This is a genomic window from Sediminicola arcticus (genome assembly GCF_040566695.1).
GTDB lineage: Bacteria > Bacteroidota > Bacteroidia > Flavobacteriales > Flavobacteriaceae > Sediminicola > Sediminicola arcticus.
This window is the reverse complement of record NZ_JBEXAE010000002.1, coordinates 114521-126434: the sequence shown is the minus strand read 5'-3', so window position 1 is coordinate 126434 and position 11914 is coordinate 114521. Positions and strand designations below refer to the sequence as shown.

13 protein-coding genes are annotated in these 11914 nt (G+C 39.3%); 7 read left to right on the top strand and 6 right to left on the bottom strand.

Translation table 11 applies throughout. From position 1 onward, the window contains the following. Positions 1 to 51: 51 nt before the first annotated feature. Positions 52 to 504 (bottom strand): RidA family protein, encoded by a 453-nt coding sequence (locus ABXZ36_RS04305; RefSeq protein ID WP_354614249.1) that lies wholly within the window; start codon positions 502 to 504, stop codon positions 52 to 54. A gap of 88 nt (positions 505 to 592) precedes the next feature. On the opposite strand from ABXZ36_RS04305, the gene ABXZ36_RS04300 reads away from it, so the two are divergent. The 5 genes from ABXZ36_RS04300 (at position 593) to ABXZ36_RS04280 (ending at position 4447) form a co-directional block, all read left to right on the top strand. Then, positions 593 to 2107 (top strand): helicase HerA-like domain-containing protein, encoded by a 1515-nt coding sequence (locus ABXZ36_RS04300; RefSeq protein WP_354614248.1) that lies wholly within the window; start codon positions 593 to 595, stop codon positions 2105 to 2107. 6 nt (positions 2108 to 2113) lie between these two features. Next, entirely contained in the window at positions 2114 to 2665 is a 552-nt protein-coding gene (locus ABXZ36_RS04295) for a hypothetical protein (protein WP_354614247.1), read from the top strand. Between the two features lie 106 nt (positions 2666 to 2771). After that, positions 2772 to 3134 (top strand): cupin domain-containing protein, encoded by a 363-nt coding sequence (locus ABXZ36_RS04290; protein ID WP_354614246.1) that lies wholly within the window; start codon positions 2772 to 2774, stop codon positions 3132 to 3134. A 17-nt stretch (positions 3135 to 3151) separates the two neighbouring features. Beyond that, positions 3152 to 3991: an alpha/beta hydrolase gene (locus ABXZ36_RS04285; RefSeq protein ID WP_354614245.1), complete on the top strand. Its 840-nt coding sequence runs from the start codon at positions 3152 to 3154 to the stop codon at positions 3989 to 3991. A 30-nt stretch (positions 3992 to 4021) separates the two neighbouring features. Then, a complete protein-coding gene (locus ABXZ36_RS04280; protein ID WP_354614244.1) occupies positions 4022 to 4447 on the top strand; it encodes a VOC family protein in 426 nt (141 codons plus the stop codon). 35 nt (positions 4448 to 4482) lie between these two features. Here the strand turns inward: ABXZ36_RS04280 and ABXZ36_RS04275 are convergent, their stop codons facing one another. Next, the gene (locus tag ABXZ36_RS04275; protein ID WP_354614243.1) at positions 4483 to 4944 is read right to left on the bottom strand and encodes a GNAT family N-acetyltransferase; all 462 of its coding nucleotides are present in this window, start codon (positions 4942 to 4944) and stop codon (positions 4483 to 4485) included. 17 nt (positions 4945 to 4961) lie between these two features. Continuing rightward, on the bottom strand, positions 4962 to 6692 hold the full coding sequence (locus ABXZ36_RS04270) for an alpha/beta hydrolase-fold protein (RefSeq protein ID WP_354614242.1): 1731 nt from the start codon (positions 6690 to 6692) through the stop codon (positions 4962 to 4964). A 207-nt stretch (positions 6693 to 6899) separates the two neighbouring features. Here ABXZ36_RS04270 and ABXZ36_RS04265 point away from each other — a divergent pair, with 207 nt between their 5' ends. Beyond that, on the top strand, positions 6900 to 7046 hold the full coding sequence (locus tag ABXZ36_RS04265) for a hypothetical protein (RefSeq protein WP_354614241.1): 147 nt from the start codon (positions 6900 to 6902) through the stop codon (positions 7044 to 7046). Between the two features lie 25 nt (positions 7047 to 7071). Here the strand turns inward: ABXZ36_RS04265 and ABXZ36_RS04260 are convergent, their stop codons facing one another. From ABXZ36_RS04260 to ABXZ36_RS04250, 3 genes are all read right to left on the bottom strand, one after another. Next, complete coding sequence (locus ABXZ36_RS04260) at positions 7072 to 7956, bottom strand: bifunctional 5,10-methylenetetrahydrofolate dehydrogenase/5,10-methenyltetrahydrofolate cyclohydrolase (RefSeq protein WP_354614240.1); 885 nt, start codon at positions 7954 to 7956, stop codon at positions 7072 to 7074. 40 nt (positions 7957 to 7996) lie between these two features. Further along, positions 7997 to 9334, bottom strand: coding sequence for a signal recognition particle protein (ffh, locus tag ABXZ36_RS04255; protein WP_354614239.1), 1338 nt, complete (start codon positions 9332 to 9334; stop codon positions 7997 to 7999). 139 nt (positions 9335 to 9473) lie between these two features. Beyond that, on the bottom strand, positions 9474 to 11231 hold the full coding sequence (locus ABXZ36_RS04250; RefSeq protein WP_354614238.1) for a hypothetical protein: 1758 nt from the start codon (positions 11229 to 11231) through the stop codon (positions 9474 to 9476). 88 nt (positions 11232 to 11319) lie between these two features. Between ABXZ36_RS04250 and ABXZ36_RS04245 the strand changes: the two genes are divergently transcribed. Next, entirely contained in the window at positions 11320 to 11850 is a 531-nt protein-coding gene (locus ABXZ36_RS04245; RefSeq protein WP_435602075.1) for an RNA polymerase sigma factor, read from the top strand. Positions 11851 to 11914: the final 64 nt, after the last annotated feature.

The following is an 11914-nucleotide window of genomic DNA, read 5'->3' as shown; positions in this document are numbered from 1 at the left end:
CACCTATCAAGGTTTGAGAAAAGAGTCTTGTTTGGTTCTTTTGCCTGTTGACTACTGCTTCACCGCTACCACCTCTATCTCTATCATGGCATTGGCGGCGAGCCCACTGGCGGCAAAAGTTGTTCGTGCGGGTTTTTTGATAAAGTATTGGGTATAAACCTCATTGAAAGCAGCAAAATCCTCTATGTTACTCAAGATTACCGTACATTTTACCACGCGGTCTAAACCCATTCCATGGTGTTCCAAAACTGCCACAATATTTTTAATGGTTTGCTCCGTTTCGGCCTTGATACCACCTGAGACCATAGTCCTAGTACTTTGATCCATTCCAATTTGTCCCGCTAAAAAGAACAAATTTCCCACTGAAACGGCATCACTATAGGGGGCAGACTGCTTTTTTTCCTCATGGGAGGCGTGAAAGACAATAGAAGTTTCCTCTTGGGCTATTCCTGTTGTTATGGAGGTCAATACCAAGACGATAATAAGGCATATACTTTTTTTCATATTGCAAAGTAATTAATTGGCTAGCATATTGGCGATAGCACCTTTTAAGTTCTTTAAAATTAGCTTATTTTTATCAAAAATATACCACATGAGTATCAAAGACGAATTCTTTGCTCACATTGAAGAGGGATACGCCACTAAAGGTGACTATATCACCATGGGATCCGCCATTTTGGATGGGGAAACAATAACCAACGCCTTTGTAAAAATCCCCTTAAAAACTTTAAATAGGCATGGCCTGATTGCCGGAGCCACAGGAACAGGAAAAACTAAAACCTTACAGGTCATTGCAGAAAATTTGTCCGATAAAGGTATTCCAGTACTCTTGATGGACCTTAAAGGAGATCTCAGTGGACTTGCACGACCTAGCCAAGGACACCCTAAGATAGATGAACGCCATGCCAAAATAGGAATTCCCTTCGAAGCTAAAGGTTTTCCTGTTGAAATACTTTCACTTTCCGAACAAGATGGAGTAAAACTTAGAGCAACAGTTTCAGAATTTGGACCAATACTATTATCCAGGATTTTAGATCTGTCGGAAACACAAGAAGGTATTGTGGCCGTGGTATTTAAATATTGTGACGACAACAAATTGCCTCTTTTAGATTTAAAAGATTTCAAAAAGGTACTGCAATATGCTACCGATGAGGGCAAGAAGGAATTCCAAGATAGCTACGGCAGGATTTCTACTAGCTCCACAGGAACCATCTTACGGAAGATCATTGAATTGGAGCAGCAAGGTGCTGAATTGTTCTTTGGTGAAAAGTCCTTCGATGTAGAAGACCTCGTTCGCGTTAATGAGGAAGGTAAGGGATATATCAATATTCTAAGACTTACAGACATACAAGACCGACCAAAATTGTTCTCTACCTTTATGTTAAGCTTGTTGGCGGAAATATATTCCACTTTCCCTGAACAAGGGGATAGCGATAGACCGGAATTGATTCTGTTTATTGACGAGGCCCATTTGATTTTCAAAGAGGCATCTAAAGCGCTCATGGACCAGATTGAAAGTATTGTAAAGTTGATACGTTCTAAAGGAATAGGAGTTTATTTTGTCACTCAAAACCCAACCGACGTGCCCGACGATGTCTTGGCCCAATTGGGACTTAAAGTACAGCACGCATTAAGAGCGTTTACTGCAAAAGACAGGAAAGAAATAAAATTAACAGCTGAAAACTATCCGGACTCCAAGTTTTATGATACAAAGGAAGTGTTGACTTCTTTAGGTATAGGAGAGGCATTGATTTCTGCCTTGGATGAGAAGGGAAGGCCAACACCATTGGCCGCAACCCTGCTCCGGGCGCCCATGAGCCGTATGGATGTGCTTACAGATAGCGAACTGAAATCTGTCATAGACAATTCTAAACTGGTAAAGAAATACAACGATAGCATGGATCGTGAAAGTGCCTACGAAATATTGAACGCTAAAATAGAAAGAGCAGAAATAGCCGCAGAAAAGGCAAAAGAAAAAGAAGAACCTGTAAGCAGAAGAACAACTTCAAGAAGAACAAGTACAAGACAAAATCCTATAATTAAAGTACTTACTAGCGCTACATTTATTAGAGGCGTTCTAGGAGTACTAAAAAAAGTAATGCGTTAAACACCTATGAAAAACAAGAATATTTTTACCTTGGCCCTAATTGCCATGCTCTTTATACAATGCCAAAAAGCCGATAAGGATTTTTTAATAACTAAAGATACCGTTGGTAAAGTTAGCCGAACCACTAAGGTGTCAGACTTAGAAACGCTTTTCAAAAAAGACTCCGTTGTTTTGGACACAAATGTTTCCAAATTAACCTCAGCTCAAGAAAAGATACGGGTCTTCGAAAAGGGCGGGGTACATTTATTGACCTTGACTCCCAACACGGACAGTATTCCCACTATTGAGAATATTAGAATTTTTGATCCACGTTTTGTATCTGATAAAGGGGTGGGACTCCAAAGTACCTTTAAGGATATCAAGGATAACTATACTATTGATAAAATTGTAACCTCCATGAACAATGTGGTCATCTTTTTAAGTGATAGTGATATATATTTTACTATAGACAAAGAGGAATTACCAGAAAGTCTGCGTTATGCTTATGCCGGTGATATTGAAGCAGTGCAGATCCCCGATGCGGCAAAAATAAAATACGTCATGATAGGTTGGGATTAACTCATGGAGACATGAATAGCACCTTATATGTAATCTAAAGAGCATCCATCAAAAAAAACCGTCGTCAATTCAAATGGAGTGGTGAGGTTGATAAATAAAACAACAAATGAAAAAGTACACCCTACAAAAAGCCCCTTTTGTAGTTCCTACTGCTGACGGGAAGCTTATAGAAGAGCATTTTGGAAGAGCTTCTGATGGTAATTCCCAAGTGAGTATTGCCCATATGGTTGCCCCTCCCGGATGGAGCGAACCTTTCCAAACTCCAGAGTTTGACGAGTACACTTACATCATTAAAGGGAAAAAACAATTCATCATCGATGGGGAGAACGTGATTCTTGAAGCTGGTCAGTCCATTAAAATTGAGAAAAATACCCGAATTCAATATTCCAATCCCTTTGAAACACCCTGCGAATATATTGCTGTTTGTCTTCCTGCATTTTCTATGGAAAGCGTACATAGGGAGGAATAGCTGAAAAATTTGGCACCATGGAAAAATTGATTTACAAATATTTGGCTTTGGCCTACGGACAGTATTTTAATGCATTGTCCCTGGTATCCAAAAGAAAGGCTGCCGAAAAGGCTTTCACCCTCTACTGTTCTCCAAGAAAGGGAAAGGTTTTGCCTCACCAAAAGGAATATCTGGATGCAGCAAAGCATCAGATTATTCATACATCCAATCTAGAGATACAGACGTATCAATGGTTAGGAAGAAAGGAAACTGTGCTTTTACTACACGGCTGGGAAAGCAATGTCTTCCGATGGAAAAATCTAATTGAAAAATTACAAGAGGCTAATTTTAATATCATTGCCATAGATGCCCCAGGCCACGGGAACTCCTCTGGAAATATATTGAATGTACCCTTGTACACAGAGTGCACAAATGAAATAATAGACACCTATAACCCTTCTTATGTCATCGGGCATTCTATGGGTGGGATGACCACCATTTACAACCAATACAAATATCCGAATACCGCTATAAAAAAATTAGTTTCTTTAGGTTCCCCCTCAGAACTATCGGAATTAATGGACTACTATCAAAATTTATTAGGCTTTAACAATACCGTTCTTTCAGAACTAGAAAAGCATATCTATGATCAGTATAAGATTGAAGTTCAAAACTTTTCGGCAGCTAGGTTTTCAGAAAGCATAGAACAGAAAGGATTTATTGTTCATGATGAACTTGATCTTATAGCTCCCTATTCTGCTGCTGAAAAAATCCATGGCCAATGGAAAAATAGTTCCCTCTTAAAAACTTCTGGTCTTGGTCATTCTCTTCATCAAGCAGAAGTAAACCAAAAAATTATTGACTTTCTCAATTCATAAAAATCATTTACTTTTATCAAAAAAGCAACTATGTCCAAAGTAAACCCTTTTCACATCGCCATACCCGTTCATAACTTGGATGAATGCCGAACCTTCTATAGGGATATTCTTAATTGCGAGGAAGGGCGGAGCAGTGATCATTGGGTAGACTTTAGCCTTTTTGGCCATCAGTTGGTGATACATTACAAGCCCAAATCCAAAGAAGAGTCTTTGCACACCAATCCCGTAGATGGCAAGGACGTACCTGTGCCGCATTATGGGGTGGTGCTAGATTGGGACCAATTTGAAGAATTTGCGGAAGATTTAAAATCCAAAAAAGTAACGTTCGTCATTGAACCTTACATTAGGTTTGCAGGCCAAGTGGGCGAACAAGCCACTATGTTCTTTTACGACCCGGCCGGGAATGCTTTGGAGTTTAAATCCTTCAAAGATATGGGGCAGTTATTTGCCAAATAACCCAGATTAATACTAGGGCAAAGAAAGCACCATTTTTATACGCACCCAAGCAAGTCCTTTTTAAAACATACACTATTCTCTATTCCGGCGTATTGTCCGTAATTGGGAATAATCCGATATCCATTTTTGGCATAGAGGGCAATAGCTTCTGGTTGTCTTTTTCCGGTTTCCAGCACGCACTTTTGATAGCCCAAATCTCGTGACCAACTTTCTAAAGCGGATAATACTTTGGAGGCTATTCCTTCACCTCTTTTTTGCGGAGTTACATACATACGCTTTACCTCCATTACGTTTGGCTCCAACTCCTTAATGGCCCCGCAAGCTATTGGAAAACCCTCTTCATAGACCAACAATACATGTTTTATGTGGTTTAGTTTGTTGAATTGGTCATAAAACGAATGCTCTTCCCCATCCCTTTTGGCAAGTTCCGCATCTAGAAAGGCAACAAGCTTAATAAAATCGGGCTGAGTAGCATCAGTCTTGACTATACGAATCATTGGATTAAAAGTATCTACTATTTATAACGCCAGCTGGTAAGATCGGCACCTTTTGGAGCGCTTTCAGCTATACGTTTCATAATTTTAGGCACATACATAGTATTGTACCGCATACGAGTAATGGAATTGGGTAGGTCTGGATCCCCGTTCCAACAGTGTTCTGCTCTATCGCCATAGGCAACCTCCCCTTCGTAGTAGGGATCGGTTGTACTTTCCAAAAAGTCTTCCATGAGGTATACGGCATTGTTCAAATAGTAATTGTCCATATCTCCGCAATAGATGTGGATTTTTCCTTTTAATTTATCCCCCAATTTATTCCAATCCCGTTCCATTATATAGCGCAGGTCATAGTTTTCCTGCCAATACTTGGCAACGTCCGCATTAATAACGCCACTCATTTTATCCCATAAGCGAACTGGATAGCCATCTTCTCCTTGTGGGGAATAGGTAGCCTCCCAAATGTCCCATTGCTGGCCAGATCTGGATTTATCACCTAATACCAGCTCCAAGTGGTTCCCCTCCCTCAAAGTAGACTGTATTTGACCTAGATTATTGCGATGGGAAGGAACTTCTAATTGTTTGAAGTCGCTCTCATAGTAATAGGCGTTTTTATCCTCATAGATATTCGTAAGGCAATAGGCCCTAAAATCAATAGGATCTGGGCAGGCAGCAAAACACCCATTGTATTCATCAGGATACTTTACTTGCACCGCTAATGCCTCCCAACCTCCAGTAGATCCTCCATAGAGAAAACGAGACCAACCTTCACCCATGCCTCTAAATTGCTTTTCGATTTGTGGAATAAGCTCGTAGGTAATGGCATCCCCATACGGACCTTGGTTAGCTGAATTTACTGCATAGGAATCATCGTAATAGGGAGTCGGATGTTGTATTTCAATAATTATAAACCTTGGAAAATCGGGCTCGTTCCATCGCTTATAAAAATCATAGGCTTCTTGTTCCTGAATAATATTATACCCCTCCACATTGAAACGTACCGAATATTCGGGTTTCATATTTGGGTCTGGGGGCGTTGTCCTAAATCCTCCAAAATCATTTGGAAAGTGCCCATGGAATATCATCAAGGGATATTTGGCCTCTGGATGCTCCTCAAAACCTTTAGGCAACAATACATGGGCACCCAAGTACATATCTCTACCCCAAAATTCGGTAAGTTTTTCTGATTTTATTTTGATGTGCTTTATCCATTCCGTGTCCTTTGGTTCCTCAATTGGAGGAATGATCTGATCCATTTGAATATCTATTTCTGGGATACCACTTTCCGTGATGGTAATCTTCATGGGCTTACTATAAACATTGCCTGGAGAGCTGTTCCACTGTTGTCCTTCCCCATTGTCCATAGGTAATTTAACGGTCTGTCCGGTAGACAAATCAAAAGTTTCATACTTGTGTAATAACGCTTGTACATAATAGTCTCCAGGAGGAATATCAGCCATATTGGCTATTGGAAATCCAAAATCCTTTTCATCAAAGACTACCTTATCATTGGGTGCCATACCATCTACATTTTTGCCATAGATCAACTGGGCTTTGAGCCCATCATTAATTTGAAAACGTGGTTCTGTGTTGTCGTTGTTGGCCAACATCAACAATAATCTACCATCCATTTTTTCTATTCCTACGGCATCAGAGAAAGAAATAGATACTGCTACTGGAGACGACGCCTCCTTATTTGATTGACAGGCTACCATACATATGGCGGCAACAAAGAGAAAAAGTCTTTTCATGGTTTGGTATGGTTATATTTAGAGAAAAGATACTGCTTTCCTTATAAAAATCAAAAACTATAGTTGATCTATTAAACCATGGGGGCAAACGCTAAATATAATTCCCAATCCGTTAATTCAAATAAGGTGTCTTATAAGAAAAATTAATTTAAAACGTTATGTACATTAAAGAAGACTAGGTTTTGATACCTACTAAATTTCTGGTCTATGAAAAAATTTTTAGCCGTATTATTGATGTTTGGTGCCATTATCGCCGTTAGCAGTTGTAATTATGACGACAGCAATGATATTGATGTTCTCAACCCAAATGACAGTATCCAAGGAGTTACTAATCAAACAAAAATGCCCCAATAAATTGGGGCATTTTTCGATCTAAATATTATTTTCTACTTCTATGACGTTCCCTAGCTAATAAGGTATTCTTTAAGAGCATGGCTATGGTCATAGGCCCTACTCCGCCTGGTACTGGAGTGATAAAAGAAGCTTTTTTGCTTACATTTTCAAAATCAACATCACCAGTGATGTAATATCCCTTTTCTTTGGTATCATCCGCGACACGTGTAATTCCTACATCAATGACCACAGCATCGTCCTTAACCATTTCTGCTTTTAAAAAGTTGGGTACACCAAGGGCTGAGATAATGATATCTGCCTGTGAGGTTATCTGGGTTATATTTTTCGTGTGACTATGAGTTAAAGTTACCGTGGAATTTCCAGGCCAGCCTTTACGACCCATAAGAATACTCATGGGGCGACCAACAATATGGCTTCTCCCGATAACTACCGTATGCTTCCCTTTGGTATCCACATTATAGCGCTCCAATAATTCCAAAATCCCAAAAGGGGTTGCTGGAATAAAGGTACTCATATCCAATGCCATTTTACCGAAGTTCATGGGATGGAAACCATCCACATCCTTATCAGGATCTACGGCTAACAATACTTTTTGGGTATCTATTTGGGGAGGCAATGGAAGTTGAACGATAAAGCCGTCAACATCGTCATTCTTGTTTAGTTCCTCTATCTTTTTTAGTAATTCTTGCTCAGAAGTGGTACTTGGCAACTTCACCAAAGTAGATTCAAACCCTACCTTTTCACAGGAACGCACCTTGCTGCCTACATAGGTTAAACTGGCGCCGTCATTACCAACAATTATTGCTGCCAAATGCGGAACTTTCTCCCCACGCTCCCTCATTTTAGAAACCTCAATAGCAATTTCGTCCTTAATTTCATTGGAAACTTTCTTTCCATCCAATAGCTCCATAGTATTTTTTTTAGGTATAATTTCTTTTTTGATAGCTAAATTACTTCATCCCCTTCATGGCTCCCATCATTTGCATCATCTTTTTGCCACCACCACCTTGCATCATCTTCATCATCTTGCTCATTTGGTTGAATTGTTTCAATAATTGGTTCACTTCCTGCACTGTTCTGCCACTTCCTTTTGCAACACGTACTTTTCTACTCGCATTCAATACTACCGGATTCGAACGCTCATCTGGCGTCATGGAATGTATAATAGCCTCTATATGCTTAAAGGCATCATCGTCTATATCCAATCCCTTTAGGGCTTTTCCCGCACCTGGGATCATTCCCATCAGGTCTTTAAGGCTACCCATCTTTTTTATTTGCTGGATCTGACTCAGGAAATCATCAAAACCAAAAGTATTCTTGGCAATTTTCTTTTGTATTTTCCGTGCCTCCTCCTCATCAAACTGCTCCTGCGCTCGTTCAACCAAAGAAACAACATCTCCCATTCCGAGTATCCGATCTGCCATACGGGAAGGATAGAATACGTCAATGGCATCCATTTTTTCCCCAGTACCAATAAATTTGATTGGTTTATTTACTACCGATTTAATGGAAATAGCAGCACCCCCACGTGTATCACCATCCAATTTGGTAAGGATTACCCCGTCAAAGTTCAAGATATCATTAAAGGCCTTAGCAGTATTCACTGCATCCTGCCCAGTCATCGCATCTACCACAAAAAGGGTTTCCTGGGGTTCAATGGCCTTATGAATATTGGAAATTTCCTTCATCATGGCCTCATCCACTGCCAAACGACCCGCGGTATCTATGATGACCACATTATGTCCGTTTGCCTTCGCGTGGGCAATTCCGGCCTTGGCAATAGCCACGGGATCATTATTACCTTTATCAGAGTATACTTCAATGCCCAATTGATCCCCTACAACATGTAATTGGTCTATTGCCGCCGGACGGTAAACATCACAGGCAACCAACAAAGGATTCTTTGATTTTTTGGTCTTTAAGAAATTGGCGAGCTTCCCAGAAAATGTGGTCTTACCAGAACCTTGGAGACCAGACATTAGTATTATGGAGGGGTTTCCAGATAGGTTGATGCCTTCTGTTTCACCACCCATAAGCTCTATCAGCTCATCCTTTACCAATTTTACCATCAACTGCCCAGGCTGAAGGGAAGTCAATACATTTTGGCCCAATGCCTTTTCCTTGACCGAATTGGTAAATTCTTTTGCAATCTTAAAATTGACATCGGCGTCCAACAAAGCCCGTCTTACCTCTTTGAGGGTTTCAGCAACATTTATTTCCGTTATCTGTCCATGCCCTTTGAGGACGTGTAATGCCTTATCTAACTTTTCGCTTAAATTATCAAACATAGTCTTGCAGTATTAAGAAATGCAAATTTAAGAATAACAATGGGATGTGGGAAGTTTGACCTTAAAAATATAAATGCAAAAAGGGCAACTTCGTTATGAAGTCACCCTTTTCAAAATATTTGGGGCAAAAAAGTGGTTCTTATTTCTCGAAAATCAAAGTTTCTATGGTACCATCACCACTTTCACTTCTCAATTTAAGACTTGTGCTTGTTGCGGCAACAATATCCCAATCATCGGATAAGGTTATAAAATTATTTCCTTCTCCATAGTTCAGGTAGCACTTTAGTTTTCCTTCACTATCTCGGATAATTCTCCATAAACCATTATCAACCAAAGGATCTGCATTTACAGAAATACTGGCTACATTATTGGATGAGAAGAAGAAATCAAAATCGCCGTAACTACTAGTTGTATCGATACCATTAACAGTATACTCTGCTATTTTCCATGCACCTCCAAGTAGGTAGTTTCTAATTTCTAGTACATCACCGTCCTCGTTATTATCATTACAATGGCGCTCTAAAAGAAGCTCGTAGGCAGTACCTTCAATCTCAAACTTCAATCGCTTGTTGTTCAGGTCTCGTAACAACCATTCAAAGCTTACCCCTGGCTCATCGCCCATCGTAATTGCCATGACTAATTGCCCTTGCGCATTGGTAGTAATCGCCCATGAACCGGTGGAAGTGTTTACACCATTGCTCAGTGTCACTTCTGCATTGGCTCCAAAACTAAACTTATAGCCTAGTAAGCGATCTATTTCCTCTCCATTGTTCTTCACCTTTTTAATTACCCAACTACATTCCCTTAAGATTTGCCTTAAAGTGTCAGGTGTATTGTTCAGAATATCACAGGCCTTTTTCATGATGATCTTATTGCCATCACCTGAGTATAGCTTTATTTTACCTTCTTCAATTTCATATACTAACCATTCCAAGCTAAAATCTACCAAGACGTCGAACTGTAATTTTAAAAGAACGCGATTTTCGCCAACTCTGGTAGACCAGGTTCCTTCAAGCGCGGCGCCTAATCGGTTCCTTACGATAACCGTACCGTTTTCCTTAAAGTTCATTACATATTCAAAATACTGTTCGGTCTGGTTGATGCCATTCCTTTTTACTTCATGAACCAAGAAAGGACAAGTAACTAAGAACGTATCCAAACGCTCTTTGTTAAAATCATCATCGTTATAATCATCGTCATCATCTTCATCACAAGCATCTTTAACATTCTCAATGGCATTAGCCAATTCTGCATTACTATTTACAGTTATTTCCGTGCCATCATATAGGGCAAGGGTTAGCGGGAATTCAAAACTCACAAGATCATTATCATCCAGTCCCTTAAAAAATCTTCTCAACTCTAAATCACTGTTCACTACCACACTACCTGTTTGCTGAAGGTTGGCACTAAAAGTGTATAGCTTCACTGGGTATACAAAATCAATACATTCAATATCATCGTCATCACCACCTTCTATACAGTCGGCCGCTAAATCACGTAATTCTTCTTTATTGTTAATTACTACTTCGGTAAAATCCGAAAGTGTTATGGTGATAGGAAATAAAATTTCCAAGAAATCTTCATCCCCATCAACAGAATCGAAAATTTCTTCAATCAATTTTAAATCGGCCATAGAGTCTATAGTCAATTGTATTCCCGCTATCTCAACCGTATAGGGAAATTGGATGGCTATACAACTAGAACCATCTACAATATTATCAAAAGAACCATCATTGGAAGAGGTACGTTCCACTAATTTGGCAGTAGATGAGCTGGCTGCAATAGCTTGTTGCTCATTTCCTTGTGGTAATTCTTCAAACTCATCTTGACATGAGGTGAAGTTCATAGCAAACGCCAGTAGGCCAGCATACATTAGATAACTTAAAAACTTTTTCATAATGTTTTGGATTAAATTTGATTTTATAACTATAGAACAACCCACTTAAAAAAAACCCTACCTACTTTTAATTTTTTTTAAAATATCTTTGAAAAAAATAGTACGATTGGATACGGACAACAAAAATAACATTTGTAGAGAAGAGGTCTACAACTCCCTCTATAATGCCAATTCTAAAACGGTTTTTAACTATATATATTATAAGTTTGGCAATGAGGAGAAAGCATATGATGCCGTACAGGAGGCATTTATAAAGCTTTGGGAGAATTGCGACAAAGTAACGCCCGAAAAAGCCAAATCATATGTGTATACAGTTGCGAACAATCTTTATTTAAATGTGATCAAAGCAGAAAAGGTTCGTCTGAAATATGCCGATAAAAGTTTAGAAGTTTCCCATGAGTCGCCAGAATTTTTATTAGAAGAAAAACAATATCAGGAAAAATTAGACCGTGCTTTAAACAGTTTACCTGAAAACCAACGAACTACCTTTTTATTAAATAGAATAGACGGGAAGAAGTATGCAGAAATTGCAGAAATGGAAAATGTAAGTGTCAAAGCTATAGAAAAACGAATGCATTTGGCTTTAAAAACGTTGCGTGATCAAATTGATGGGATTTAATATAATCCACACCATATTTCTACAATATGGGTCGCCTTAAAACGGATCTAATTTCTATTGCACT

What these genes read in the sequence shown, in the direction of transcription:
- ABXZ36_RS04275 (WP_354614243.1), bottom strand. Translation starts at nt 4,944, where the DNA reads ATGATTCGTATAGTCAAGACTGATGCTACTCAGCCCGATTTTATTAAG.
- ABXZ36_RS04285 (WP_354614245.1), top strand. Translation starts at nt 3,152, where the DNA reads ATGGAAAAATTGATTTACAAATATTTGGCTTTGGCCTACGGACAGTAT.
- ABXZ36_RS04250 (WP_354614238.1), bottom strand. Translation starts at nt 11,231, where the DNA reads ATGAAAAAGTTTTTAAGTTATCTAATGTATGCTGGCCTACTGGCGTTT.
- ABXZ36_RS04270 (WP_354614242.1), bottom strand. Translation starts at nt 6,692, where the DNA reads ATGAAAAGACTTTTTCTCTTTGTTGCCGCCATATGTATGGTAGCCTGT.
- ABXZ36_RS04280 (WP_354614244.1), top strand. Translation starts at nt 4,022, where the DNA reads ATGTCCAAAGTAAACCCTTTTCACATCGCCATACCCGTTCATAACTTG.
- ABXZ36_RS04295 (WP_354614247.1), top strand. Translation starts at nt 2,114, where the DNA reads ATGAAAAACAAGAATATTTTTACCTTGGCCCTAATTGCCATGCTCTTT.
- ABXZ36_RS04300 (WP_354614248.1), top strand. Translation starts at nt 593, where the DNA reads ATGAGTATCAAAGACGAATTCTTTGCTCACATTGAAGAGGGATACGCC.
- ABXZ36_RS04260 (WP_354614240.1), bottom strand. Translation starts at nt 7,956, where the DNA reads ATGGAGCTATTGGATGGAAAGAAAGTTTCCAATGAAATTAAGGACGAA.
- ABXZ36_RS04305 (WP_354614249.1), bottom strand. Translation starts at nt 504, where the DNA reads ATGAAAAAAAGTATATGCCTTATTATCGTCTTGGTATTGACCTCCATA.
- ffh (WP_354614239.1), bottom strand. Translation starts at nt 9,334, where the DNA reads ATGTTTGATAATTTAAGCGAAAAGTTAGATAAGGCATTACACGTCCTC.
- ABXZ36_RS04265 (WP_354614241.1), top strand. Translation starts at nt 6,900, where the DNA reads ATGAAAAAATTTTTAGCCGTATTATTGATGTTTGGTGCCATTATCGCC.
- ABXZ36_RS04290 (WP_354614246.1), top strand. Translation starts at nt 2,772, where the DNA reads ATGAAAAAGTACACCCTACAAAAAGCCCCTTTTGTAGTTCCTACTGCT.